The organism is Pontibacter pudoricolor, assembly GCF_010092985.1.
GTDB classification, from domain to species: domain Bacteria; phylum Bacteroidota; class Bacteroidia; order Cytophagales; family Hymenobacteraceae; genus Pontibacter; species Pontibacter pudoricolor.
Map to the genome: position 1 here is coordinate 894735 of NZ_CP048106.1, position 25710 is coordinate 920444.

Below are 25710 nucleotides of genomic sequence, written 5' to 3' on the forward strand. Positions count from 1 at the left end.
AGAATGTTCGAAATGACAGATACTTGTTACTTGACATTTATAGTTCCTGCGCCATGGTAACTATGGTATTCGGCGTTATACATCGCGTCGGCACCAACCGGGCCCAACTGGAAATTACCTTTTGACACGGCACGAACCTGGTAGAAGAAGTAATGCTCTTTTGGCTTGGCTGTAGCGTAAATGTTGATCCGGTCATCACGGATGTCAGTATAGTCCGGCGTGGCAGTTTCCTGTTTTTGCAACCAGCTAAACTCGCGTTCAGACATCAGGCGCGGATTTTCTATTTCGAAACCGGCCGGCAGCATATCGGTTATAGCTACATTCGGTATAGTTCTTCCATCCAGCGACTGCAACCCGATCCGAACTATAACCAGGTCATTTTGCTTGAAAGTATTGTTCGTGATCTGCCTGCCATCGCGGTTAAAGAAAGCTTTGCGGACCTGCATAAAATTGTCTTCCTGTTTATAGTTGCCGCCCTGGCTGATGCCTTCCATTTCCCAGAAATAATATAGTGTTCCTTTGCCGGTAGCTTTCAATGTTACTGTTCCGGACTTCAATTTATCCTGCAGTACCAGGTCTTTACCATTGTAAGTACCAATCACTTTCCCGTTCTGGATAACCTGCGCTGTTGCGTTACCAGCGCTTCGACTAGCCAGTTTACCAAGAGCCATCAAGGCAAAAGCGCGTTCCTGGGTATTGTACCAGCGTTTCGATTTCAGCTCTTCTGAAAGATGCTTCGCCAGTGTTGTTACCTGTGAGTTTTCCGGATCCGCTTCGATCAGGCTGTTCAGTGAAATGGCCATGTCCCTCATCGGGGAATAGAAGCTACCATCCAATGCACGAAGAGATGTTTCGCCGGAGAAGGAGCGGGGTAGCAGTTGGCTGAAGCTTTCGCGACGACCGTTAATGGCGTAGGTGCTGGCCAGCAGGTAACGGCTATCCAACGAGAGCAGCTCAGGCCGGGCTTTATAGTAGTTCATAGTAGACCAGTCTGGTTTGCCGGCAATGCTAAGCACGTAGAGCGAATAAGTGGTTTCGCGTGAGGCAATGTACTTGCTTTCGACCTTACGGCTGGCGTTATAGTAGCGGTATTCTTCCATGCCTTTGCCTTTAACCTTGCGCTGCAGGTAAGTCAAGGCTTTGTCTAATACATTCTGCGTCACCGGATAACCTGCTTTCTTAGCTTCTAGCAGGAAATGCGTAGCGTAGGCACTGCTCCACCAATCCGTATTTTCAGCACCCGGCCAGTATGTAAAACCGCCATCGTATTGCTGCATCAGCTCTATTTTAGTGATCGCTTCCTGCACCAGGTAGTTCGGGTTGTAGGTTCTGTTCTTTCCGGTTTGTTGCAGCGATTTAGCCAGGTCTGTATAGTAAAGCAACGGGAAAGCGGTAGAGGTTGTCTGCTCCAGGCAACCATGCGGATAGCGGAGCAAAAACGTGATGTCATCGGTGAACTGGGCCAGCGGCGAATTGCTCACGATTAGCTTAGAAGATACCGAAGACGGGATGAAATCATGTGCCAGTTTGAGCTCAGTTGTACCGCCAGCTTTTATAGTTCCGACTTCTGTTATTTTAGAAAGTGGTGCAGTAGGACGAACGGTGATGTCGGTGTTGCTGGTGAATTTCTCGCCCAAAGCATTTACCATTACCGTAACTTTTGCCTGACCTATAGTTGGCGTGGCAACCAGTTTGTAAATTACCTGTGTTTCGGAGTTCGGGTTTATAGTTGCCGGTTTAGCCGAACTGCCAACTATACGCAACGGTCCTGATACAGAAACAGCGCTGCTGGCAGTAGCTTTCTTGGCAGTTGTGTTACTCAGCGTAACTGGCACCAGGAGCGTATCTCTCGGACTCACAAAACGCGGAAGTGCCGTGCTGATAACCACAGGGTCTGAAACACGCATCATTTTATCCGCAGAACCAAAAGCACTGCCTTTGTAAGCAACTGCCATCACGCGCACAGCACCTGAAAACTCCGGTATCTTCACCTTAACTATAGCTTCGCCATTACTATTCGTTTTCAGATGTCCGCTCCAGAGCGACACCAATTTTACTCTTTTTGATGTCAGCGGATTGATACGTTTTTCGAGATCGTAGCCATCGCCACCAACGCTGGAACGACTGGCTAACTCCGGAAACAAGTAAGGATACAGATCATAGGAATCCGTTTCGAGGGCGCGTTTCTGGTAAAAATAGCCGTGCGGGTCCGGCGTTTTATAGTCTTTCAGTTGCAGGATGCCTTCATCAACCACAGCCAGCGTAACTTCTGCATTCGGAGCGGTTTTGATTTTAATCTGCTGAAGCTTATTGGACCGTGACACTTCTGGGGCCATGATGGCTACATCCAGCTTTGTGCTTTTAGCAGTTACAATTACCGGTTTAAAGCCACGGGCAATCGTTAGCGGCATTCTGTTATCTTTTACCTGGCGCAGGGCAGTGGCTGTGATGTAGATCGTTGGCAAATGCGCGCTAACTATAGGCAACTCAAGCGACGCAGCTTTCTTATCTGTTTTGAGGTAATAATGGCTCAATACTTTGTCCTGCTCCACGGTTACCAGAATCTTACCGGCAAAAGGCGCTTTGAAAAGTACTTTTGCCTTCTCGCCAACCGCATAACTTTCTTTGTCCAGGGCAATGTCTACTTCTCCTTCAGTGTTTACTTCAAAAGAGGTGCTTTCGGTATCGCCCCAGCCATAGGCATAGAATTCCTGGGCCACATAGTTGTAAGCGCCCGGCCGCATCACACGCAGCTCATATTCACCTGACGAAACGGGTGTAAAGTTAAAGTTGCCACCGCCGGCGGGTATAGTTACAGTTTTGTTGAGAACGATGTTTTCTTTGCGCTGAGATTTATAGTTATAGTTTTCAGAGTAGCGTTCGATCACCGACTCATAGGTATAACGAACCAATTGTACGCGGGCGGTGGTTGTAACTGGCTTTCCGTTTCGGTCAAGAGCAATCAGCGGTATGTTTAACGGGCGACGGGTGCTTACATAAGCATCGAAGCGGCGGATACCATAAAATGCCTGCTGTGTGCTCACATCAAATTTGCTGAGCCTGTTCACTGGTCTTCCCGTTTCATCAAACACCGTGGTATAAACCGAGCCATCCAGCAGTCCTACATCCTGGTAACCGGCCAGCTCAAAGGTCTCCTGTCCTTTGCCTTGTGCATCTGTTACACCCTGGCGCACGCTGTTCTGTATATCTACATTGCCCGACGTCTCAATCTCAAAGTTATAGTCCGGGTAGTTTTTAGCTTCGAAATATTTCTTTTTAAGACTGAGCTGTAATTCATAATTGCGGTTGGCGGCAGGCGGACCAAACAGGTTTTGCGCAGTCAGGCTAACGGTCAGTTTATCGCCGGGTACAAAAGCTGTTTTGTTTAGATTTGCAGTTACTTTCAACCTATCAGGCATAAATTCTTCCACACCGATTTTGCGTGAATTTAACAGTACATCGTTGCCGGAATATACTTCTATAGTATAAGTGCCTGTAACAGCTGCAGTAGATAGTATAAATTGATTTCCGAAGGCGCCTTCTTTATTCAGTTTGCCTTTTACACTTCGGAGTTCTTTGCCATTGGGCAACAGCAGTTTTATTTTGACAGGCAGACCGGCTATAGTTTCCCAAACAGGAGTTCGAACTATAGTATTCACATGAACAGTGTCTCCGGGGCGGTACAGGTCGCGGTCGCCGTAGATATAGGCATCGTAAGCCAGTTCTCCCAACCGTTTGCCACCTACATCAAAACGAGAGGTGTTTACCTGTGTCTGGCTATACGGCATATAGTTAAAGTCCTGGCCAAAGCGAGCTGTTATAAGGCCCATGATAAATTCAGGCGCTACTTTATCGATGTTGCTGAAACGGGCTACGCCATCTTTATCGGTAGTAGCTTTATGGATGACCTGGTTGTTAGTGCTGATAAAACGAACTTCCACACCTTCCAGGGTATTTCCATTGCGGATTGAGTTAGCAAAAACCACTACGTCATTTTTTCCCTGCTTCGCAATCAGTCCTATATCCGAAACCGAAACGATCTTAGAGGTTTTAAGCCATTTCTTATCCGTACTCGAAATGTTGATCACATATAGTCCTTTGAACTGGCTGTCAAAATCAAGGTCGTCCAGGTCTAGGTGCAAAAGGTGGGTGTTACCTTTTTTGCGTAGCGTTTTAGTGTCGTATTCGCGCTCGAAAATGGTGTTGCCGTTGGTGTTATTTACATCGTAGTAAGAATTTTCGTAATATTCTTCGGTTTCTTCGTCGTAATAGCCGTCATACATTTTTCCATCCTGCAGGTAGCGCAGTATATTGTTCTCGAACACTTTGCCAATGCTCACTTTAATGCGCGGCACCTGCACCAGGTTCAGGGCAATATCGCGGGATCCCTGGCTGCTGAGGTAAATGCTTTTCTGGTTTACAAAGGCAACAGTAGGCTGCAGGGTCTGGAAGGTAACAGGGTGCCTGTAATCTCTGCCTAATTCTTTGCCGGCCACACCGGCCAGCTTTTCATCTATAGTTATCGCGTAGTTTTCCTGGTCTCCAAAATTTCCTTTCACTACTAGTCCGTTCTCCAGCCGTTCTATACTAAAATCTCGTCTCGGGCTTATAGTTACCAAACTATGCAAATCAGTATTTGTAACCGGTTGTGTTGTGAAAACATAGATCCGTTCCTGGCCTTCTTCAAAAGCGGTGGCTACTTCCGTTACCTGCATCTGTTTCCGGCTTGGTAGTTCTATTTCGCGTTCTATGGTCTGCTGCGACTGGTATGTGCTGCCCGGCATGGTTAGGCCTTTATTAATAGTTAGCCGTACAGGTATGGCTTCTTCCGTTGCCTGGTTTACATGCTTTAGTTTAACAACTATAGTTTCGCGGTTGCTGCTTACTACTTCTAAGGGCAGTTCTGTTTTGCCCTGGTACACATGCAGGTTATCGCGCAGGGTGGCTATAGTTACGGGGTAGTTAAAGTTAAGCAGCAGGTTTGCTTCCAGCTGTGTCGGGTTGTTTTCATTCAGGGTCCAGTAGGCTTTTGGTTTGGTAAGCGCCAGGTAAGGTGTATGAAAGGTAAAGCCTTGCCCGCTTGGAATTTTATAGTTGGTTTTGGAATAGCGCAGCAGGTTATCAGTTAACTCCGCCTGGTAATTTGTGCTGGGCGCAAATGGTCGGGCTGGAGAGAAGACGACTTCGTTCGGAGCCGTCCATTTAAACTGCCCGGGCACAGCAGGCCGGAAGGTAATGTAAGGAATGGTGTCCCAGTTATTCAGGAGCGAGTCCGGTACCAGTTCCTTATCAAACTTAAAGACCAGGTTCTGTTCCCGCATTATTTCCTGCTCAAAGTTGCGGCTTTCTAAAAGCAGTTCGTCGCTTTTGCCTTTGCAGCCGTATAGCAGCGCAACCAGAACTATAACCCAATAGGAGAACAGGAGAGGGAAGGGAGATTTTTTCATAGAGCAGAAAAAAGTAGGCGTTATTCTTACTTAAATATAGAAAAAGTTTACCTGAAAAAAGAATGTTTGAATATAGATTAAATTTCTGGCACACGAATTGCAACTACCCATTTCAGTTGCGTATAAAGTTTTCAACTCAAAAATTGAATGTTATGAAAAAGGTAATCAGTTTAGCTCTAAGCCTTGTATTGATAGTTGCAGTTGCCTTTAGTGCCTCTGCGCAAACAAAAGAACGTACAGGCTGGAGCCCGCAGGCAAAAGGTGCTGTAATTGGTGGTGCTACAGGTGCTGCCGCAGGTGCCATTATCCATAAGCGTAACCGCGTAGTAGGTGGTGCAGTAGGTGCAGCAGTTGGTGCAGGTGCAGGTTATGGCGTTGGTAAAATAATTGACAATAAGCAGAAGAAAAAAGAAGCAGAGCGTATTGCAGCAGCCAACAGAGCAGCCGCAGCTAACAGAGCAGCAAATGCCCGTATGGCTTCTACTTCTACCAGAAGATCCACTTCGGCTAAAGCAGCTCCGGCAACATCAAATGCCCTTGTTGCAAATGAAAATGCGATGGCTTACAACGGTACTTCCATGGCTTACTTAGCAGAGAACATGTTCCTGCCAAACCCGGACTTTGGTGATAGAGATAAACCATATCATACTTCTGAGTACAGAAGAAAAAGCTGGTAATTAATACCTCTACTCATAAAAAAAGCCAGTCAATTATGACTGGTTTTTTTTTAATCCGTATAAGCCGGAATATATATATGCTTCTTAGTATTTAAGTATACACTAAAAACAAAAATTATGAAATCCTTAGTAACGATGCTATGCGTAGCATTCCTATTCACATCCTGCCAGAAAACAGAAGACGTTAAAGTGGTTCAGGACCTGAATAAACAGTTTATTGATGCCTGGAATAGTGAAGATGAAAGTAAAGTTGAAGCTATGCTGGCCGAAGACGTAGACTTTGTGCAGGGCGAGATTCATTATAACGGTAAGTCAGAGGTAGCAGACAAATGGGTAAACGAAACTATTGAAACAATAGAAGACCTCAGACTGAATGTTGTAAGCTCCGGTATAGATAAAAATATAGCCTACGAAGCCGGTACTTTCTCGGTAGATGTAAAGCCTGATGCTCCGGGCCAGCCGGGTGGAGAAGGTGAAGGCAACTTTATTCTTCTCTGGAAAAAAGGTGAGGATGGTACCTGGAAATTAAGTTACGCCCAGCTTGAAGACCTACCGGTACAGGTAAAAATGTAAAGCTTAAACTATAAGTTAAAAGAGCCGCCCCGAAATAACGGGGCGGCTCTTTTTTGTGAAGTGATTGAAAGCCAAAACTATAGTATTATCAGGGACCTTGTTATCTGTAGTTAAACTATAGTTATTGTTCGGGCTTGAAAGCAAAAAAGCCTGCCGGAGTAAACCAGCAGGCTTTTGTTGTAGCGGGGAGCAGAATCGAACTGCCGACCTCAGGGTTATGAATCCTGCGCTCTAACCATCTGAGCTACCCCGCCGAATTGTGATGCAAAAGTAGGTAAAAGTTTTTATTATGCACAATACTTTTGCCCGAAAAAAAATATTTTATTTTCGATATATTAAAAGAATCAAAAAATAACACTATACTTACTCAATCACTTACTATTATGCTCTATGATGAGATCAACTAAGACAAAATTTGTTGGAGAGTACCCTATTAATGCATCAGCCCGATTACTGTATCCATACCTGAGTACAGCCAGTGGTTTGGCCGAATGGTTTTGCGACGACGTGAAGGTAGAAGAGAATAAAGTATTTAACTTTGTTTGGGATGGTAGCAACCATTATGCAGAAATGACCGGGTTCCGGACCAACCGTTCTGTCCGTTTTAATTTTCTGGATGATAACCGCCAGCATGTTTCCGATCCTTCATACATTGATTTTTCTATCGAATCGAGTGAGCTGACGCAGGAACAGTTCCTGAAAGTAGTGGATTACTCTGACGAGGAAGACCAGGAAGAACTGGCCGAACTTTGGGAGCACCTGATGCAAAACCTGAGAGAAATAATAGGCGGGTAGCTTTCTGTCTGGTTCTGCTGCGTATCTTTGCACGATTCTTGGTGTGTGGGTGTTACCTATAAACCCATAGTACCTGGCAAAGCCGCAACGGTTATTGGCTCTCATGAAGAAATTAGATAAACTTATTATACGGTCGTTCATCGGCCCATTCATATTAACTTTTGCTGTGGTAGAGTTTATTCTGCTCACACAGTATATGCTTAAATACCTGGATGAACTGGTAGGCAAAGATCTTGGTGCCAGTGTTTTTGGGGAGCTCCTGTTTTATTTCAGCATTAACATGGCTCCGGTAGCGCTGCCGCTTGCCGTACTGCTTTCATCCCTGATGACGTATGGCACGCTGGGCGAACATCACGAGTTAACTGCTATTAAAACTTCCGGTGTTGCACTTCCCCGTATTCTGCGTCCTGTATTTATTTTTGTTGCTGTTCTAGGTATTGCCGCTTTCTTCTTTAATAATAACATCGTTCCAAAAGCTAACCTTAAAGCCTATAGTTTGCTCTGGGACATCAGACAGACCAAGCCGACCATGAACTTTAAGGAAGGTGCCTTTTATAATGGTTTGCCGGGCTATAGTATAAAAATAAACGAAAAGCTTGGTGATGGCGGCTCTATCCGCGATGTGATGATCTATGACCATACACAGGGTGGTAACAATAGTAGAATTATTCTCGCCGACTCGGGGCGTATGTTTACGGAGCACAACGATAGCTACCTGGTTTTAGAGCTTTTTGATGGGAACATTTATGTAAACCAAAGCAACAATACCTTGCAAAGCACTTCTGAAGACCAGTTTGTGCGCCAGCGCTTTGAAGAAAGCAAGATCATGTTCAGCCTCTCGTCTTTTGACCTGAGCCGCACCCGCGAAGAGTATTTTTCGGATAACAAAATGATGAAAAATATTGCGGAGCTGAACGTAGTAACCGACTCCCTTACAAACCTGTCTCAGAAGGAAAGAGATAAATTTATCTCTAATGTAGATCCATTTTATATGTATATGAAAGTGGATAGTACAGGAACAAAAATAGGAGGCCAGGCAATTATAAGAAAAGAACTGGATAAAGAGCTGCCTGACATGAATGCCAGCACTTTGGTAATGGCTAAGAACAAAGCCCGCAACATTAAAAGCTTTACAGGCAGTTACATAGAGCGTGTAAACAGCACCGTACGCGAAGCTAATAACTTCGAGATCGAGATCTGGAAAAAGTATACACAGTCGGCCAGTATTATAGTTATGTTCCTTATAGGTGCGCCACTTGGGGCCATCATTAAAAAAGGAGGGCTTGGCGTTCCGGTTATTATTTCGATCCTGTTCTTTATAATAATGTACGTAATGTCTATACTAGGTGAGAAATGGGCGAGAGAAGGATTGCTGCCTGTGCCGGTGGGTATGTGGGCATCCAATGCCATACTGGTGCCGATTGGTTTGTTCTTCCTGTACCAGGCCCGCAACGATTCATCCCTGCTGGAAGTAGACTTCTGGCGTAAAATGCTAACCCGGCTAAAGCGCAATAAATTATAGATTGGTTAAAAATAGAGGTCGTAAATAGTTTTTGATTAATTTAATTTTTTATATCTTTGCGGCTTATACGGCAATCTCATTGATAAAAACAGATTGATATTTATACGAAATGAAATTAACTACTGAAGCGAAACAAGACATTTTCGAAAAGCACGGCATAAGCAAAACCAAAACAGACACTGGTTCAGCTGAGTCTCAGATCGCGCTTTTCACTACACGCATTGCTGATCTTACAGAGCACCTGAAGATTCATAAAAAAGATTTCAGTACCCGTCTGGGCCTTCTGAAACTGGTAGGTAAAAGAAGAAGATTGCTTAACTACCTTCAGAAAAACGATATCGAAAGATACAGAGCTATTATCAGCGAGCTGGGTATCAGAAAATAATTTATTTGGGCTAGGGAATTCACAAAAGGGATTCCCTAATCTTTTTATAGTACCTCCCTTTCTTTTTGCCAGTACCCCGACAGTGGCCGCAATGGGTAGCCCTGTTTTTGATGAAAAAAAATAATTGAAGATGTCACAAAATCCGATCACAAAAAAAATCCTTCTTCCGGACGGCCGGGAGATAACTATTGAAACTGGTAAATTAGCCAAGCAGGCCGATGGTTCTGTTGTGGTAAAAATGGGAAACACGATGCTGCTTGCAGCAATTGTTTCTAACAGAGAAGCACGTGAAGGTGTAGACTTTCTGCCACTTTCCGTTGACTATCAGGAGAAGTTTGCTTCGTCTGGTAAAATACCTGGTGGCTTCCTGAGAAGAGAAGCTCGCCTTTCTGACTACGAAATTCTTGTTTCGCGCCTGGTTGACCGCGTGCTGCGCCCGCTGTTCCCGGATGATTATCATGCCGAAACACAAATGACGATACATATGATCTCTGCAGATACGGAGATCATGCCGGATGCCCTGGCTGCTCTGGCTGCATCTGCTGCACTTGCTGTATCTGATATTCCATTTAACGGCCCGATCTCTGAAGTACGTGTTGCTCGTATCGATGGCCGGTTAGTCATTAACCCTACCGTTTCTGATCTGCAGCGTGCTGACATCGATATGATGGTTGGTGCTTCTATGGACAGCGTTGTGATGGTAGAAGGTGAGATGAGCGAAGTTTCGGAAGCAGAAATGCTGGAAGCTATAAAGTTTGCACACGAAGCCATTAAAGTACAGTGCCAGGCACAGCTTGAACTTGCTGAAATGGTAGGCAAGCTACAGAAGCGCGAGTATTCGCATGAAACGCATGATGAAGCGCTTCGAGAAAAAGTACGCACTGCAACTTATGACAAAGCGTATGAAGTTGCGTTGCGTGGCAGAGCAAACAAATCTGAGCGCAAAGAAGGCTTTGCAGCTGTTCTGAATGAGTTTGTTGAATCGCTTGGTGAAGACCATGGCTACGACATGGGCCTGATCAAAACGTATTACCACGATGTTGAGAAGGAAGCTGTTCGTAACATGATCCTGGATGAGCGTGTTCGTCTGGATGGCCGTCAGCTGGATGAGATCCGTCCGATATGGTCTGAAGTGAATTACCTGCCTGCAACACACGGTTCTGCAGTATTTACCCGTGGCGAAACACAATCTTTAACTACAGTAACCTTAGGTACCAAACTGGACGAGCAGATGATCGACAGCGCGATGGTATCCGGTACAAATAAATTCTTATTACACTATAACTTCCCTGCTTTCTCAACAGGTGAAGTGAAGCCAAACAGAGGTCCTGGCCGTCGTGAGATCGGACACGGAAACCTGGCGCTTCGCGCACTTAAGAAGGTGTTGCCTTCAAACGAAGATAATCCATATACCATCCGTATCGTTTCCGATATTCTGGAGTCTAATGGTTCGTCTTCTATGGCTACTGTTTGTGCTGGATCACTGGCACTTATGGATGCAGGTGTTCCGATCAAAGGTGGCGTATCAGGTATCGCTATGGGGCTTATCACAGACGAAAAAACTGGCAAGTTTGCCGTTCTTTCTGATATCCTTGGCGATGAAGATCACCTGGGTGATATGGACTTCAAAGTGACTGGTACAAAAGATGGCATCACTGCCTGTCAGATGGACATTAAAGTTCATGGTTTGTCGTACGACGTACTTTACCAGGCGTTAGAGCAGGCAAAAGCGGGTCGTTTACACATTCTGAACGAAATGAATAAAACCATTTCTTCTCCAAACGCTGACTATAAGCCGCATACTCCACGTTCGTTTAACATGATCATCGATAAAGAATTTATCGGTGCGGTGATCGGACCAGGCGGTAAAGTTATACAGCAGATCCAGAAGGATACGGGTGCTACGATCATCATTGAAGAGAAGAACGAGAAAGGTCACGTTAATATCTTTGCCAGCGATCAGGATTCTATGAACAGCGCGGTTTCTAAAATTAAAGGAATCGTTGCACAGCCAGAGATCGGTGAGGTTTACATCGGTAAGGTTAAATCTATCCAGCCGTATGGTGCCTTTGTAGAGTTTATGGCCGGTAAAGATGGTCTGCTTCACATTTCTGAGATCAAGCACGAGCGTGTTGAAACGATGGACGGCGTGCTGGAAGTAGGAGAGGAAGTAAAAGTAAAACTGATCGACGTAGATAAAAAGACAGGCAAATTTAAACTGTCTCGCAAGGCGATCCTTCCTAAACCGGAAGCTCCTCAGCAAAATCAGTAATCATTTTTAAAACTCCTGTTGCCGTGCAGCACGACTGTTTTGGCATCAGGAGTTTTTAATTTTTTTGGATTCGCGTACAGGTTCTTGATTTTATTCGTAATATGTAAGAACTTTGCGCGATTTTCTGGTGTTACCAAACCGAGCCCAAAATACAACTTCAACATTTTTGCATTAATAATATACTCTAATGAGACAACTCAAGATAAGCAAACAGATTACTAACCGCGAAAGCCAGTCGCTTGATAAGTATTTACAGGAGATTGGTAAAGTAGATTTGCTTACACCGGATGAGGAAGTGTCGTTAGCACAGAGAATCAAAGAGGGAGATCAGTTTGCACTTGAGAAATTGACAAAAGCCAACCTGCGTTTCGTAGTGTCTGTAGCAAAACAGTACCAGAACCAGGGTCTGTCTTTAGGTGACCTTATTAACGAAGGTAACCTTGGTCTTATAAAAGCTGCAAAGCGTTTTGATGAAACAAGAGGTTTTAAATTTATCTCTTATGCTGTTTGGTGGATTCGTCAGTCCATTCTGCAGGCGTTGGCCGAGCAGTCGCGTATTGTGCGTTTACCATTAAACCGTGTTGGTTCATTAAACAAGATTTCTAAGTCGTTTTCAGAACTGGAGCAGAAATTCGAGCGCGAACCATCGCCGGAAGAAATTGCTGAAGTACTGGAACTGACAACCGCTGAGGTAGTTGATACCTTAAAGATTTCAGGTCGCCACGTATCCGTGGATGCCCCGTTTGTGCAAGGCGAAGAAAACCGTTTGCTGGATGTACTTGAAAATGAAGACGAAGAATCTCCGGACATGGGTCTGATGAACGATTCGCTTCGTAAAGAGGTACAGCGTGCACTTTCGACACTTACCAAGCGCGAAGCTGATGTAATTACGTTATACTTTGGACTGAACGGGGAGCATTCCCTTACGCTGGAGGAGATAGGTGAGAAATTTAACCTTACCCGCGAGCGTGTTCGCCAGATCAAAGAAAAAGCGATCAGAAGACTTCGTCATACATCCAGAAGTAAAGCATTGAAGCCATATTTAGGTTAAGCCTAACGTTTAGGCAGCAGAAGCCCCGGCCATAAAGCCGGGGCTTCTGTCGTTTATAGCAGTTGTCTGTCTATTTCAGTAGAACCAATTCGGGCAAAGGAGCAGATTTTTTAGTATACTTGCATCCAAAATTAATTGCACTAGTTTTCCATGGAAATAGAAAAAGTAAAATGCCTTATCATCGGTTCAGGTCCTGCCGGTTATACTGCAGCTATATATGCCTCCAGAGCAGGCCTTAAACCTGTACTATACCAGGGGCTACAGCCCGGTGGTCAGCTTACCATTACAAATGATGTAGAGAACTACCCCGGCTACCCGGATGGTATCAAAGGTCCTGAAATGATGGAGGACTTTAAGAAACAGGCCGAGCGTTTTGGCACCGATGTGCGCTATGGTATTGCCACTGCAGTAGATTTCTCAGGTCAGCCTCATAAAGTAACTATAGACGACCAGAAGGTGATTGAAGCCGATACGGTTATCATTTCAACAGGTGCATCGGCTAAGTGGCTGGGTCTGGAGTCTGAGGCAAAGCTTAATGGCAATGGCGTATCGGCTTGTGCAGTTTGTGATGGTTTCTTTTACCGTGGCCAGGATGTGGCTATAGTTGGCGCTGGCGACACAGCTGCAGAAGAGGCTACTTACCTGTCAAACCTGTGCAAAAAAGTATACATGATCGTTCGTCGTGAAGAAATGCGTGCTTCTATTATTATGCAGGAGCGTGTTAAGAAAACACCGAACATCGAGATACTATGGAATTCTGTAACAGATGAAATTCTGGGTGATGATGTAGTAACAGGCGTAAGAGTGAAAAATGCGCTTACCAACGAAACTAGAGAAATACCTGTTAGCGGGTTCTTTGTAGCCATTGGTCATAAACCAAACTCCGACATTTTTGCAGAATACCTGAACCTGGATGAGAACGGCTATATCCGAACGATTCCGGGCACATCTAAAACAAATATAGACGGCGTATTTGCCTGCGGCGATGTGCAGGATTTTACCTATCGTCAGGCAGTAACAGCTGCAGGTTCGGGCTGCATGGCTGCGCTGGATGCTGAGCGTTATCTGGCTGCGAATGATTTGCACTAAAATTTAACAGTATGTACTTCTCTGGTTTGCACCTAATTTTAGTTAAGCCTGTTGGAGAGGTTACAATAAATTGGCTTTGATGTAGTTTATGTATGCGGACAGCACAACTATAACTCCCCGAATGCCTAATTAAGAAGCAATGCCAAAGTTTAAAAGTCCCTTATCAGTTGTACTCTTTTTGTTGTGTATGCTCTGTCTTGCGCAGGGTGCCACTGCACAAAAAAAAGCCAAAGACCTGTTTAAGGTTAAGTCGCCTAAAATTCAGTACGTTCGCCCGGATACCACTATACTTATAGAGTATGAGGAGTTTGATGACGAGAATTCTGATGCCGGAAAATCGATTAACTTCAGTCCTAAAAAAGAGCTGTCTATAGTTAGCGAAGATACCACCGAGCTTGACCTTGGTGAGCAGCATATAGTTGAGGTATCTGATGAGGTATTAATTGACTCTACCTGGATTAGAATAGCCGGATATTATGCTATCTGGGATACGCGTAACATTAACCCTTACCGGATGGATGCACGCCAGCTGAAAGATACGGTGGATGTGCAGTTATATGATCCCCGTTCGAATCGGAACTATAAAATGCCTTTGGAGAAAACACCTGTAACCAGTCATTTCGGTCACAGAGGATACCGTTGGCATTATGGTACTGATATAGACCTGGACACAGGTGACAGTATTTTTGCTGCATTTGATGGCGTAGTGCGAATTAACAAATGGGACGGCAGCGGTTATGGTAATTACATAGTTGTACGCCACTATAATGGATTGGAAACATTATACGGTCACATGAGCAAAGCGATTGCCAAGCCAGGCCAGTTTGTAAAAGCAGGTGAGATGATTGGTTTAGGTGGTAGTACAGGTCGTAGTTCCGGCCCGCACCTGCATTATGAAGTACGCTACCAGGGGAATCCTATAGACCCGGAGCATATCTACGACTTCCCGGATTACCTGCTGAAAGGACAGAGCTTCCAGATTACTTCTGCACTGTTTAACTATTACAACAAGAGTAAAAAGACTTCTTCCAGCAACGGCCGCAGATCGTATTACCATACAGTGCGAAAAGGAGACACACTTTCAGGCATTGCTAAAAAGTACGGTGTATCTGCTTCACAAGTCGCTAAACTTAATGGTATGAGCACGCGTTCAACGTTGCGTATTGGAAAGAAATTACGCGTTAGGTAACTATAATAAAATGAAACTAGACATACTTATTTTTGCTGCACACCCCGATGATGCAGAACTTGGGTGTTCCGGAACTATAGTTGCGCATATTGCCGCCGGTAAAAAAGTAGGTATAGTTGATCTGACAAGAGGTGAGTTGGGAACGCGGGGCACCCCCGAAACCCGTGCCGCCGAAGCGAAAGCTGCTTCTGAAATTTTAGGCCTGTCGGTGCGGGATAACCTTGATTTAGCTGATGGTTTTTTTGTGAACGATAAAGCACACCAGCTAAAGGTTGTTGAAAAAATACGTCAGTACAGACCGGAACTGGTGATTATGAACGCTATTCATGACCGTCATCCGGATCATGGAAAAGGTTCACAGCTGGTATCTGAATCATGTTTCCTGGCTGGCCTTAAAATGATTGAAACCAACGGACCTGATGGGGAAAAGCAGGAAGCCTGGAGACCTAAAGTTGTGTATCATTACATACAAGACCGTTACATCAAGCCTGATGTTATAGTTGATATTACACCTTACTGGGAAAAGAAGCTGGAAAGTATCCGTGCCTTTAAATCCCAGTTTTACAACCCCGCAGATTCTTCTGAAAACACCTATATCTCTTCGCCTGAGTTTATGGAGTTTCTGGAAGCAAGAGCTAAAGAGTTTGGCCACGCAATAGGAGTAACGTATGGCGAAGGTTTTACAGTGGAGCGCCATATTGGCGTAAAGAATTTATTTGATTTGATTTAAAAGACACAAACTATAAAAAGAAAGGCCGCTGTTACATTTACAGCGGCCTTTCTTTTTATAGTTGACTTAGGATTAAGTTCTGTTCTTTCTCCAGTTAGAGGTTATAGTTGCAGTTGTAGCGGCTGCGTTATCTGAAATAGCGGGCTTTTGTTTCTGCATCAGCATGGCTGCCAAAGCTACAGCTATAGTTTCAGCTTCTTCCGTAGGCTTTGGTTTCAGATCATCAGGTGAGAAGTAACGCTCTATGAACTTTGTGTCGAAGTTGCCGCTCACGAAAGCCTCGTGGGTTAATACAAATTTTCCGAATGGCAGTGTCGTTTCGATACCGGTGATCTGGTACTCATCAATGGCACGCAGCATTTTTTCAATGGCTTCCTTACGGTCTTTTCCAAATGTTACCAGCTTCGCGATCATAGGGTCGTAGTAGATCGGAATATCCATGCCCTGTTCAAAGCCATCATCCACCCGCACACCTAAGCCCTGCGGACGCTTATAGGTTACCAGTCTTCCGATGTCTGGCAGGAAGTTGTTGGCTGGGTCTTCGGCGTAAACACGCAGTTCCAGCGCATGGCCATTTATAGTCAGATCTTCCTGACGGAAACCCAGGACCTTACCTTCTGCGATTTGTATCTGCTCGCGGACCAGGTCGAGGCCAGTAATTTGTTCCGTTACCGGGTGCTCTACCTGCAAGCGGGTATTCATTTCCAGGAAGTAGAAATTAAGGTTCTCATCTACCAGGAACTCAACCGTACCGGCACCTACATAATCACAGGCTTTGGCCACATTTACAGCACAACGGCCCATTTCGTCACGTAAAGCTGGCGTAAGCACCGCAGATGGCGCTTCTTCAATCACTTTCTGATGACGACGCTGGATAGAGCATTCACGCTCAAACAAATGAACTATATTTCCGTGCGTATCGCCTAGCACTTGTATCTCGATGTGGCGTGGCGAGCCAATGTATTTCTCTATAAAAACGGATCCATCACCAAAAGCTGAAGTTGCTTCGCTTACAGCTAACTGCATCTGCTCTTCAAAAACTTCCACGCTATTTACTACACGCATACCTTTACCACCGCCACCGGCGCTGGCTTTAATAAGTATCGGGAAACCAATCTTCTGCGCAATCAGCTTTGCTTCTTCAACATCTGTAATGGCGTATTCGGTACCGGGCACCATCGGAATGTTGTACTTGGCCACAGCAGCTTTCGCAGCCAGTTTACTTCCCATCAGCTCAATTGCTTCCGGCGACGGACCTATAAAGATAAGCCCTGCTTCTTCTACCGCTTTGGCAAATCCTGCATTTTCAGAAAGGAAACCATAGCCTGGGTGTATCGCATCAACGTTCAGCTTTTTGCAGACATCTATAATTACATCGCCTCTCAGGTAAGATTCGTTTGATTTTGGTCCGCCTACGCAAACCGCTTCGTCAGCAAAACGAACATGCAGTGCGTTTCTGTCGGCTTCGCTGTAAACAGCAACCGTTTTTATGCCCATTTCCTTAGCGGTACGCATCACACGCAGCGCTATTTCACCTCTGTTAGCAACTAAAAGCTTATTTATTTTTTTCATGCCGGAGCTATAGTTATTCTATAGTTCAAAGAAACGGCTTTGCAGCCAAACTTAAAAGTCATATATTTAAAAAAGGCTTATACAGCAAAGGATTACATTGTATTTGATAGCGCAAAAAGTTAAATTTGCGCAGCTTTATGCAAAAAATCGTATGATTGCATATAAAGCTCATTAAGACAGAAAATATCCCGATAACTTAATTATTACTCAAGTGGATTTATTTGAAAAACTGTTGACCAATAGAGGTCCATTAGGTAGCCACTCTCATTATGCGCATGGTTACTTTACTTTTCCGAAGCTGGAAGGCGAGATAGCCCCCCGTATGAAGTTCAGAGGTAAAGATGTACTTACCTGGAGTCTGAATAATTACCTGGGTCTTGCTAACCACCCGGAAGTTCGCAAAGCAGACGCTGAAGCTGCAGCAGAGTGGGGTATGGCGTATCCGATGGGTGCTCGTATTATGTCTGGTAACTCTAACCTGCACGAGCAGCTGGAGTCTGAGCTGGCTGAATTTGTTCAGAAGCCGGATGCGTTGCTACTTAACTTTGGTTATCAGGGTGTAGTATCTATTATTGATGCACTGGTTGACCGCCACGATGTTATAGTTTACGATGCGGAATCGCATGCCTGTATTATAGATGGCTTACGTCTGCACCAGGGTAAACGCTTTGTGTATGCACACAACGACATGGCCAGCCTGGAGAAGCAGTTAGAGCGTGCTACACGTTGGGCTGAGAACACAGGTGGTGCTATACTGGTTATAACAGAAGGCGTGTTTGGTATGTCTGGTAACCTGGGCAGCCTGGACAAAGTTGTTGCGCTGAAAGATAAATTCAATTTCCGTTTATTTGTAGATGATGCCCACGGCTTCGGAACGATGGGTAAGACAGGTGCCGGAACAGGTGAGCATTTAGGTTGCCAGGACGGTATTGATGTTTATTTCTCTACGTTCGCAAAGTCGATGGCAAGCATCGGTGCGTTTGTTGCCGCTGATGAGCAGGTAGTAGAATACCTTCGCTATAACATGCGCTCGCAGATCTTCGCAAAGTCGTTGCCAATGCCGTTGGTAGTTGGTGCTCTTAAGCGTCTGGAACTGCTGCGCACACAGCCACAACTGAAAGAGCAACTATGGACAGTAGTAAATGCACTTCAGTCTGGCTTACGTGAAAAAGGCTTTAACATCGGTACCACAACTTCGCCGGTAACACCAGTTTTCCTGAACGGTCAGATACCTGATGCGACGCAGTTAACGCTTGATTTACGTGAAAACTTCAATATTTTCTGCTCTATCGTAGTTTATCCTGTTGTGCCTAAAGATGTGATCATGCTGCGTCTTATCCCGACTGCTGCACACACACTGGACGATGTGAAAGAGACGATTGATGCATTTGAGAAAATTGCACAAAAATTGGACAAAGGATTGTACTCTAAGTCTCCGGTTACCGCCTAGTTAGCTCTAGAGGCATATATTAAATTTTCTTAATTTTTGCTTCTTATTACTAAATGTGTATATTAGAGTTATTAAACCAAATGTTTCACTATAACAAATAGCTCTAATGAACAACAACTTTAGCAAACTGAGAGACCTAGTTATGTCGCTTGAATCTGATTTCGAAAAGTTCTACGACAAAAACAACGCAGCTGCAGGTACGCGTGTACGTAAAGGCATGCAGGATCTTAAAAACATGGCGCAGGACATCCGTAAGGAAGTTCAGGACATGAAAAACAGCACTGCTGATCAGAAATAGTCATCAGACAGTATACTGAAAATAAAAAAGGTGAACTGAGAAGTTCACCTTTTTTATTTGTATTACACTATAAATCAGTTAGTTAACTATAACCAGGTAATAGTTTTTCTTCCCTTTCTGCACCACCAGGTATTTATCCTGTAATAATTCAAAGTTTACAGCATCATCAGGGCTCTGCACTTTCTGACGGTTCACGCTCACGCCGCCATTCTTGATCATGCGCTTTGCTTCACCCTTCGATTCGAAAACCTGGCCGCCTGTAATATCAGAAAGCAGGTCGCTTATAGTTTGTGCGTCTGTGTAAGCATTTTTGCCAACCTCAATCTGTGGCACGCCCTCGAACACACTCAGCAAAATATCTTCTTTCAGGCCTTTTAAAGTCTCTAAATCGCCTTTCCCAAATAAAATTTCTGAGGCATCTATAGCGGCATTATAGTCTTCTTCAGAATGCACCCGAATTGTAACATCTTTAGCTAAGGCCTTCTGTAAAACGCGTAGGTGCGGAGCCTGTTTGTGCTCTTCTGTCAGACGTTCAATTTCATCTTGAGGTAGTAATGTATATACTTTTATCAGCTTCTCCGCTTCCTCATCCGACAGGTTGAGCCAGAACTGGTAAAACTTATAAGGTGAAGTTAGCGTAGCGTTCAGCCATATATTTCCGCCTTCTGATTTACCGAACTTGGTACCGTCCGATTTTGTAACCAGTTTGCCAACCAGCGCAAAGGCTTTACCACCATCCATACGACGGATAAGTTCTGTACCTGTGGTAATGTTACCCCACTGATCAGAAGCTCCCATCTGTAGTTTTACACCTTTGTTTTTATACAAATGATAGAAGTCGTAGCCCTGAATCAACTGGTAAGAAAATTCGGTAAATGATAAGCCTTCGGCACGGTCGCCTTCTTCATCAGCACTGATCCGTTTCTTAACCGAATCTTTGGCCATCATATAGTTTACCGTCAGGTGCTTGCCCACTTCTCGCAGGAAACCCAGGAAACTGAACTCCTTAAACCAGTCGTAGTTATTTACAATCTCGGCAGAGTTTGCACCGGCATTAAAGTCCAGAAACTTCTCCAGTTGTGCTTTTATGCCTTCCTGGTTCGCGCGTAACGTAGCTTCGTCCAATAAATTACGCTCTGCCGATTTGCCGGATGGGTCACCGATCATGCCGGTAGCACCGCCAACTAACGCAACAGGCTTATGGCCGGCGCGCTGCAGGTGGACCAGCAACATAATTGTAGCCAGGTTACCTATGTGTAAAGAGCTTGCTGTCGGGTCGAAGCCAATGTAGCCGGTCGTCATGCCAGATGCCAGTTGTTCTTCGGTACCGGGCATGAAATCATGGAGCATGCCTCTCCATCTTAATTCTTCTATCAGGTTCATTTATACTTCCGTCTTTCTATACAGGGCAAATATAAAAAAGAGTTGGCAGTATGTTTCTTTAAATTCGGTAAGAACGGTTTCAAGTACAAACTATAGTTTATGGTATCTTATTAAAATAATGATTCGATGCCAGTTTTGCTTTTCGAAATACGTATTGCAATTCAAGGCTATAGTGCATCTATAGCTAGTTGTTGGTTGTCTAAATGAAGTAGGTTAAGATATCCGGGGTAGAGTATTTTATATTGATATTTGTGATCGTCCATAGTATAGTTGGTATCTGTACCTATTACTATAACTCTCCTTTCTTTACCTTGTATAGCATCGAGGAGGGATATATCGAAAATCTCATCGCGTTATCGCTTTTCATGATTTCGGTTTTTTGGGGTTTCTGCTTCTGAAAATACAGGCTTTATGTTTATGGCCTTGTATTCATTTTGGGGAGAGGCGAAGAGATTTCGTGGGGCCAGCGACTTTTAAAATACCAGACTCCGGTTTGACGAAAAGAGGGAACTAAACAGGGACAGTTTAACTTCCATCACATGAAAGTGGAAGGTGTTAAACTGAATAAACTGGTCTTTAGCACTTGGACGTATTCCGCTATATTCTTTTACTTCCTTGGGTTACCCTTGCTATACAACTATAGTTCAGCCTTCCGGAAGTGTAAGTTAGCCATTATATACATATTTAAACAGGAGTGGGTCTTGCGTTATCTTTGTTGTTTTATATTGCCGTTTGTTATCTAACATGGCAAAGCCTGGGAACTGCAGAAGGAGCTAATGTTTGCTGGTTTCCTGTTATCATCTGATTTTCATAAGCAGAATCCAGCGTTTGATGAAATTGTAGGCCGAGGCAAAGCGAACTATAGTTTGCAGGCTAATAATCACGATTTATCCTTTCATTTTAGCGCTGATACCTTAATTTTGTAGGTAAACCCTTTTCCCGCACGCATGGCTCACACACCTGAAAGTATTTTAGAACAACTTCAGAAACGTAACTTTGCACCTGTATATTTTCTGCAGGGAGACGAACCATTTTATATCGACCAGATCTCTGATTACATTGAGGCAAATGCTTTACAGGAACACGAAAAGGGTTTTAACCAGGTAGTGATCTATGGCAAGGATGTAGATGTGGCAACGGTATTGCTTCAGGCCAAGCGTTTCCCGATGATGTCTGACCGGTCAGTGGTTATAGTTAAGGAAGCCCAAAGTATACTCGATATAGAGAAGGAAGAAGGAACCAAGCAACTGGAAGCCTATCTTAAAAACCCATTACCATCTACAATACTGGTTTTTGCATACAAGCATAAAACGCTTGATGGCCGTAAGTCTCTTTCGAAGGTTTTTGCGCAGCACTCTGTGATGCTGACAACCAAAAAACTTTACGATAACCAGGTGCCTGCCTGGGTTAACAATTACCTGAAAACAAAAAATGTAAAATCTACCCCTCAGGCGGTGCAGCACTTAAGTGAGTTTATTGGTTCTGATCTGAGCCGGTTAGCAAACGAGATCGATAAGTTATTGCTGAACCTGAAGCCAGGACAAACTATAGACGAGAAGGTTGTACTTGAGAATGTTGGCATCAGCAAGGAATACAACATATTTGAATTACAGGCTGCGATCATTGCCCAGGATGTTTTAAAGGCAAACCGCATTGTGAATTACTTTGAGGCTAATCCCAAAAATAATCCGCTCATACCTAACATTGGTATGCTGTTTTCGTTTTTCACCAAGTTATTGAGTCTCCATGCTGCTGCAGATAAATCCGATGCCGGACTTAAAAAGCTTTTGGGGCAGCAGGCCTGGAAACTAAAGGAGTTTCAGCATGCCATGCGGGTTTACCCAATTGCCAGGGTGGTAGACATCATCCATTTTATTAGAGAAGCCGATCTGCAATCGAAAGGTATAAGCGGAGGTGACATGAGCGAAGCAGATACGCTACGGGAACTGATGTTCAAGATACTGCATCCGGTACCCAAAACACTGGCCGTTTAATATTTTAAAATTTGCACAATATTTAAGCTTATCTGAGCATTGTATATGTGTAAACCTATATTTTGTTGCGTCTGCAAAAAGGTAAATGCGACTACCGGGGAGCAGCTCGTTAAATTTTGTTAACTTTGAATGAAGTGGCGCGTAAATTTGCCATTTATACTTTACCAGATAAAAAAACGAATAAGCCTGGCTTTGCCGGGCCGTTTTATGAACATACTATGAAGATAGCGTACAAAATTGCACTGGCATCTGTGCTGGCGGGGGGCTCACATGTGGTAGTTGCTCAAAACACGCAAGTGTTTACTTCTCAGGATAAATATTTCCATGAAGGGCTGGAACTGTTTGACCGTGAGAAGTATGGTGCAGCCCAGGAAGCTTTCCGTAAATACATTGAACTGATTGGTGATGATGCCAAAACAGCCGATGCACAATATTACTATGCCCTGAGCGGGCTGTACCTGTTACACCCGGATGCGGAGCAACTGATCCTGAATTTCGCAAAGAACTACCCGGCTCACCCCAAAACGGCACTTGCCAACTATGAGCTCGGCTTATATTACTTCGAGCAGAAAGATTACAAAAAGGTAGTGGACCTGCTGAAACAGGCGCCAACTCATTTACTGAGTATTAAGCAGAATAAGGAGCTGGAGTTTAAGCTGGGCTATTCTTATTTCGCTACCAAGGATTTTGCAAACGCTAAGACCTATTTCGATAAAAATAAGACGACCGGTTTCCGAGAAGAGGAACATCGCTTTGCCTATGCTTCCAACTATTATTCCGGTTATATTTCTTACCGCAACGGCGACTACGCTGCTGCTAAAGAGGACCTGAAAATTGCTGAGAAGAACGAGGCTTATGCACAGATAGTGCCTTATATGATCACAGAGATACTTTATAAGGAAAATGATGTGTATGAAGTGATCCGGTATGGTGAGGCCGCCCTTGCACGCACTCCTAAAGTACAACAGTATGATGAGATAGCCTTACTGGTAGGTGACGCTTATTACCAACGCGCAGACTACAAGACCGCCGATAAATATTTTGATCAGTATGCAAATGGCAAGAAATCGCTGGATCCGGTAATACAGTATAAGATCGGTTTCACAGACTATAAGAACAACAACTATAAAGATGCCATTAATCACTTTAAAGCTGTTGCCCTTAAAAAAGATGCCCTTGGTCAGAATGCTGCTTACTACTTAGGATTAAGTTACCTGCGCGAAAACAACAAGCAGTTTGCCTTAACCGCTTTCGACCAGGCCCGCAAAAACGATCACGACAAAGATGTTACGGAAGCCGCAACCTTAAAATATGCCCAGGTTAATTTTGAGCTTGGCAACTTCCGTGAAGTTATTGGTTCGCTTACTAATTTTGGTAAAGATTACCCTGACTCTGATCAGGCAGCTGAAGCTGATAACTTACTGAGTGAAGCTTATTTCAGTTCGAACAACTATCCGGAGGCAATCCGCCACATCGAGAGCATGCCGAAGAAAAGCTGGAAGATCTTACAGACTTATCAGCGTGTGACTTACCTGCATGGTGTTAACCTGTTTAATGAAGCTAAGTTCCCGGCTGCTGTAGCCATGCTCGATAAGTCGCTTCAGTACCCGTATGATAAAGAAGTTACGGCTGCCACCCATTTTGTGAAAGGTGAGGCTTTCTCCGTAGGTCAGCGTTACCAGGATGCTATAAACAGTTATGCTGCCGTATTCCGCAACACATCCGCCGGCCAGTCAGATTATTACCTGAAGTCGCGCTATGGAATTGGCTATGCCTACTATAATACCAAGCAGTATGATAAAGCGCTGCCACATTTCAGGGCTTTTGTTGATGGTACCAAGCCAAGCAACCCGAACCATTTCGATGCTATGCTACGCCTTGCCGACCTGTATTATGTAAGCAAGAACTATAAGCAGGCCGGAGATCTCTATGACAAAGTAATTGCATCCAACTCCCCGGATAAAGATTACGCGTATTTCCAGCGTGGTGTATTGGCCGGCATTACTGGCAATAAAGCGCAAGCTGAACAAAACCTGAAGCAAGTACTGAACGAATTCCCTCAATCGCGTTACGCCGATGATGCCCAGTACCAGGCAGCAGTGCTTGATTTTGAGGCCGGCAACTATAGCCAGGCTGTAACAGGATTTTCGACACTCATCAATTCTGGCTCTACAAGCAAGCTGATTCCTAATGCGCTGCATAAACGTGGGCAGGCCTACGCCAACCAGGGCAAGCACAACGAGGCCATACAGGATTACAAGCGCGTACTCGATGATTTCCCGGCTTCTAAAATTGCTAGTGGTGCTCTTTATAGTTTACAGGAGTCGTTGGCTGCACAAAACCGTAGCGAAGAATTTGATTCTTACCTGGCTAAATATAAAGCTAACAACCCTGAGAGTACAGCTCTAGAAAGCATTGAATTCGAAGCTGCTAAAACACTTTATTTCAATGAAAAATACGAGCAGGCTGCTGTTAAACTGGAAGCTTATTTAACGGCTTACCCTAAGAGCCCGTTCGTGTTTGATGCCCGTTATTTCCTGGCTGATTCTTACCTGCGCAAAAACGAAACGCAGCGTGGCTTGCAGCGCATGAAAGAAGTAATTGCCGAAAACAAATCGGAATACGTAAACCGTGCGATACAGAAAGTGGCAGACCTTGAGTTTGAAGCCAAGAACTATACCGAAGCCATTAAATACTATAGCCGCCTGCGTGATGTAGCCGCCAATCGTAAGGAGCAGCAAAATGCTCTGACCGGGTTAATGATGAGCTACTATAACACCAACGATTATGCAAACAGCAAGCGCATTGCCAGTGAACTGATTAGCCAGGGCAATGCTGCACTTAATGCTTATAACACGGCCCTGTTGTATAAAGCGAAGTCAACGTATGCGCAGGGTGATATGACCCAGGCACTGACAGAATTTAAAGCAGCTTCTGGTGCCGCCGCTGACGTGCATGGCGCCGAAGCACAGTATATGGTCGCAGAGATACTCTACAAGCAGAAGAAATACAAAGAGTCGCTGGATGAGGCCTTTGCCTTTAACAACAAGTTCTCGAGCCATGATTACTGGCTGGGTAAAACATTCCTGCTGATTGCTGATAACTATGTAGCCCAGAATGAGCTGTTCCAGGCAAAAGCAACACTAAACTCTATTATTGAAGGATCTCCGGTAGAGGAAGTGGTAGCAGAAGCCAAACAGAAACTGGAAAAGCTGAATGGAGGTAAAGGTGGTACTGATACTACCAATGTAGGCAATGGCGGACAGCAGAAGTAACATACAGT

17 protein-coding genes and 1 tRNA gene are annotated in these 25710 nt (G+C 44.5%); 14 read left to right on the forward strand and 4 right to left on the reverse strand.

Going from position 1 to position 25710, the window contains the following annotated elements:
* Positions 1 to 26: 26 nt before the first annotated feature.
* A complete protein-coding gene (locus tag GSQ66_RS03885; RefSeq protein WP_162426258.1) occupies positions 27 to 5447 on the reverse strand; it encodes an alpha-2-macroglobulin family protein in 5421 nt (1806 codons plus the stop codon).
* 152 nt (positions 5448 to 5599) lie between these two features.
* Between GSQ66_RS03885 and GSQ66_RS03890 the strand changes: the two genes are divergently transcribed.
* Positions 5600 to 6124, forward strand: coding sequence for a glycine zipper domain-containing protein (locus GSQ66_RS03890; RefSeq protein ID WP_162426259.1), 525 nt, complete (start codon positions 5600 to 5602; stop codon positions 6122 to 6124).
* A gap of 117 nt (positions 6125 to 6241) precedes the next feature.
* A complete protein-coding gene (locus tag GSQ66_RS03895) occupies positions 6242 to 6697 on the forward strand; it encodes a YybH family protein (RefSeq protein ID WP_162426260.1) in 456 nt (151 codons plus the stop codon).
* 180 nt (positions 6698 to 6877) lie between these two features.
* On the opposite strand, the gene GSQ66_RS03900 is transcribed toward GSQ66_RS03895, so the two are convergent.
* Positions 6878 to 6951, reverse strand: a tRNA-Met gene (locus GSQ66_RS03900).
* Between the two features lie 139 nt (positions 6952 to 7090).
* Between GSQ66_RS03900 and GSQ66_RS03905 the strand changes: the two genes are divergently transcribed.
* The 8 genes from GSQ66_RS03905 (at position 7091) to bshB1 (ending at position 15730) form a co-directional block, all read left to right on the forward strand.
* Entirely contained in the window at positions 7091 to 7492 is a 402-nt protein-coding gene (locus GSQ66_RS03905; RefSeq protein WP_162428913.1) for an START-like domain-containing protein, read from the forward strand.
* A gap of 103 nt (positions 7493 to 7595) precedes the next feature.
* Positions 7596 to 9014, forward strand: coding sequence for an LptF/LptG family permease (locus tag GSQ66_RS03910; RefSeq protein ID WP_162426261.1), 1419 nt, complete (start codon positions 7596 to 7598; stop codon positions 9012 to 9014).
* A 109-nt stretch (positions 9015 to 9123) separates the two neighbouring features.
* Entirely contained in the window at positions 9124 to 9399 is a 276-nt protein-coding gene (gene rpsO / locus GSQ66_RS03915; protein ID WP_162426262.1) for a 30S ribosomal protein S15, read from the forward strand.
* Between the two features lie 130 nt (positions 9400 to 9529).
* Positions 9530 to 11671: a polyribonucleotide nucleotidyltransferase gene (gene pnp, locus GSQ66_RS03920; protein ID WP_162426263.1), complete on the forward strand. Its 2142-nt coding sequence runs from the start codon at positions 9530 to 9532 to the stop codon at positions 11669 to 11671.
* A gap of 187 nt (positions 11672 to 11858) precedes the next feature.
* Complete coding sequence (locus GSQ66_RS03925) at positions 11859 to 12722, forward strand: sigma-70 family RNA polymerase sigma factor (RefSeq protein ID WP_025605096.1); 864 nt, start codon at positions 11859 to 11861, stop codon at positions 12720 to 12722.
* Positions 12723 to 12872: 150 nt separating this feature from the next.
* Positions 12873 to 13811, forward strand: coding sequence for a thioredoxin-disulfide reductase (gene trxB, locus GSQ66_RS03930; RefSeq protein WP_162426264.1), 939 nt, complete (start codon positions 12873 to 12875; stop codon positions 13809 to 13811).
* A 187-nt stretch (positions 13812 to 13998) separates the two neighbouring features.
* The gene (locus tag GSQ66_RS03935; protein WP_238395800.1) at positions 13999 to 15000 is read left to right on the forward strand and encodes a M23 family metallopeptidase; all 1002 of its coding nucleotides are present in this window, start codon (positions 13999 to 14001) and stop codon (positions 14998 to 15000) included.
* 10 nt (positions 15001 to 15010) lie between these two features.
* Positions 15011 to 15730, forward strand: a complete 720-nt coding sequence (gene bshB1, locus GSQ66_RS03940; protein WP_162426266.1) for a bacillithiol biosynthesis deacetylase BshB1 — start codon at positions 15011 to 15013, stop codon at positions 15728 to 15730.
* A gap of 72 nt (positions 15731 to 15802) precedes the next feature.
* On the opposite strand, the gene accC is transcribed toward bshB1, so the two are convergent.
* Positions 15803 to 17302 carry an acetyl-CoA carboxylase biotin carboxylase subunit gene (accC, locus tag GSQ66_RS03945; RefSeq protein ID WP_162426267.1) on the reverse strand — a complete coding sequence of 500 codons (1500 nt, stop codon included), beginning with the start codon at positions 17300 to 17302 and terminating at the stop codon, positions 15803 to 15805.
* 211 nt (positions 17303 to 17513) lie between these two features.
* Between accC and GSQ66_RS03950 the strand changes: the two genes are divergently transcribed.
* Together GSQ66_RS03950 and GSQ66_RS03955 are read left to right on the forward strand one after the other, a co-directional pair.
* On the forward strand, positions 17514 to 18752 hold the full coding sequence (locus GSQ66_RS03950) for an aminotransferase class I/II-fold pyridoxal phosphate-dependent enzyme (RefSeq protein WP_162426268.1): 1239 nt from the start codon (positions 17514 to 17516) through the stop codon (positions 18750 to 18752).
* Positions 18753 to 18858: 106 nt separating this feature from the next.
* Entirely contained in the window at positions 18859 to 19050 is a 192-nt protein-coding gene (locus GSQ66_RS03955) for a histone H1 (protein WP_162426269.1), read from the forward strand.
* A 78-nt stretch (positions 19051 to 19128) separates the two neighbouring features.
* Here the strand turns inward: GSQ66_RS03955 and tyrS are convergent, their stop codons facing one another.
* A complete protein-coding gene (gene tyrS, locus GSQ66_RS03960; RefSeq protein ID WP_162426270.1) occupies positions 19129 to 20433 on the reverse strand; it encodes a tyrosine--tRNA ligase in 1305 nt (434 codons plus the stop codon).
* Between the two features lie 947 nt (positions 20434 to 21380).
* On the opposite strand from tyrS, the gene holA reads away from it, so the two are divergent.
* The gene (gene holA, locus GSQ66_RS03965) at positions 21381 to 22427 is read left to right on the forward strand and encodes a DNA polymerase III subunit delta (RefSeq protein WP_162426271.1); all 1047 of its coding nucleotides are present in this window, start codon (positions 21381 to 21383) and stop codon (positions 22425 to 22427) included.
* Between the two features lie 116 nt (positions 22428 to 22543).
* Positions 22544 to 25702: a tetratricopeptide repeat protein gene (locus tag GSQ66_RS03970; RefSeq protein WP_238395801.1), complete on the forward strand. Its 3159-nt coding sequence runs from the start codon at positions 22544 to 22546 to the stop codon at positions 25700 to 25702.
* Positions 25703 to 25710 lie beyond the last annotated feature (8 nt).

Coding starts and splice junctions, on each gene's coding strand:
- GSQ66_RS03885 (WP_162426258.1), bottom strand. CDS start 5,447: ATGAAAAAATCTCCCTTCCCTCTCCTGTTCTCCTATTGGGTTATAGTT.
- GSQ66_RS03890 (WP_162426259.1), top strand. CDS start 5,600: ATGAAAAAGGTAATCAGTTTAGCTCTAAGCCTTGTATTGATAGTTGCA.
- GSQ66_RS03895 (WP_162426260.1), top strand. CDS start 6,242: ATGAAATCCTTAGTAACGATGCTATGCGTAGCATTCCTATTCACATCC.
- GSQ66_RS03905 (WP_162428913.1), top strand. CDS start 7,091: ATGAGATCAACTAAGACAAAATTTGTTGGAGAGTACCCTATTAATGCA.
- GSQ66_RS03910 (WP_162426261.1), top strand. CDS start 7,596: ATGAAGAAATTAGATAAACTTATTATACGGTCGTTCATCGGCCCATTC.
- rpsO (WP_162426262.1), top strand. CDS start 9,124: ATGAAATTAACTACTGAAGCGAAACAAGACATTTTCGAAAAGCACGGC.
- pnp (WP_162426263.1), top strand. CDS start 9,530: ATGTCACAAAATCCGATCACAAAAAAAATCCTTCTTCCGGACGGCCGG.
- GSQ66_RS03925 (WP_025605096.1), top strand. CDS start 11,859: ATGAGACAACTCAAGATAAGCAAACAGATTACTAACCGCGAAAGCCAG.
- trxB (WP_162426264.1), top strand. CDS start 12,873: ATGGAAATAGAAAAAGTAAAATGCCTTATCATCGGTTCAGGTCCTGCC.
- GSQ66_RS03935 (WP_238395800.1), top strand. CDS start 13,999: ATGCTCTGTCTTGCGCAGGGTGCCACTGCACAAAAAAAAGCCAAAGAC.
- bshB1 (WP_162426266.1), top strand. CDS start 15,011: ATGAAACTAGACATACTTATTTTTGCTGCACACCCCGATGATGCAGAA.
- accC (WP_162426267.1), bottom strand. CDS start 17,302: ATGAAAAAAATAAATAAGCTTTTAGTTGCTAACAGAGGTGAAATAGCG.
- GSQ66_RS03955 (WP_162426269.1), top strand. CDS start 18,859: ATGAACAACAACTTTAGCAAACTGAGAGACCTAGTTATGTCGCTTGAA.
- tyrS (WP_162426270.1), bottom strand. CDS start 20,433: ATGAACCTGATAGAAGAATTAAGATGGAGAGGCATGCTCCATGATTTC.
- holA (WP_162426271.1), top strand. CDS start 21,381: ATGGCTCACACACCTGAAAGTATTTTAGAACAACTTCAGAAACGTAAC.